Here is a 1102-nt window from a genome sequence, read left to right as displayed (position 1 = left end):
TCTTCCAGGCCGACGGTGCGGACGACGGCAGCGAGGATGCACTGGCCGACGGCGAGCACTCGGTGGCTTCCGGTGCGAGCAGCTACGCCGCAGGCGCCGAGAGCGCTTCGTACGGCTATCGCAGCTATGCCGCCGACGACTACTCCACGGCGGTGGGCTCGGGCGCCGGGGCCATGGGCGTGGGTTCTTCGGCATTCGGCAGTGGCGCTGTAACCAATGCTGACTTCGCCACGGCGGTCGGCTACAACGCGGTGGCCACGGGAACCAACAGTGCGGCCTTTGGCGTCTATGCACAGGCGACCGGCCCGGCCAGCCTGGCCATGGGCGGAGCGGCGGTGGACGAGAACGGTGACCCGTTGGTGCAGGACATGGACGGTAATCCGGTCACCGTGGGCGCTACCAGCGCCGCGGTGGCGGGCACGGCTGTGGGCGCCAGTTCGCAGGCCAGCGGCTTCGCCTCTTCGGCCTTCGGCGTGGGCGCGTATGCCAGTGGCGATCTGTCGCTGGCGCTGGGTGCCGTCGCCAATGCGGTGGGTGATTACGCAGTCGCCGTGGGTCCGCAGAGCGTGGCGTCCGGCAACGGCAGCGTGGCGTTGGGCGGCGTAGCCGACCTCATTCCCGGTGCGGGCTTCTACATCTCGACCGGAGCGAGTGGCGAAAACGCCACGGCGCTCGGTGCAGGCGCGCAGGCAACGGACGACTACGCGACCTCGGTCGGTGCGATCACCGAAGCTGGCTACGGCGCGACGGCGGTGGGCTATTTCGCCTACGCGCCAGGCGAGAACGCCAGTGCGCTCGGCATCAACAGCTGGGCAGCCGGTGCCAGCAGCGTGGCCGTGGGTGACAGCAGCACCGCGCTCGGCGACGGCAGCGTCGCGCTGGGCGCCTATTCCTGGGCGAGCCGTGATGGCACGGTGTCGGTGGGTGACGTGGACAACGGCCTGACCCGCCAGATCACCAGCGTCGCCGCCGGCACGGAAGACACCGACGCAGTGAACGTGGCGCAGCTGAACGATTCGGTGACGGGCGCCACGCGCTTCTTCCAGGCCGACGGTGCGGACGACGGCAGCGAGGATGCATTGGCCGACGGCGAGCACTCGGT

General features: G+C 70.0%; 1 pseudogene. It reads left to right on the top strand.

The annotated features are described in order from the left end of the window. Positions 1-1102 (top strand): annotated as a pseudogene (locus UU7_RS17075) (ESPR-type extended signal peptide-containing protein); the annotation flags it as partial.

The organism is Rhodanobacter spathiphylli B39 (assembly GCF_000264295.1).
GTDB classification, from domain to species: Bacteria; Pseudomonadota; Gammaproteobacteria; order Xanthomonadales; family Rhodanobacteraceae; genus Rhodanobacter; species Rhodanobacter spathiphylli.
The sequence above is the reverse complement of the archived record's forward strand: the minus strand, read 5'-3'. Positions and strand labels throughout refer to the sequence as shown.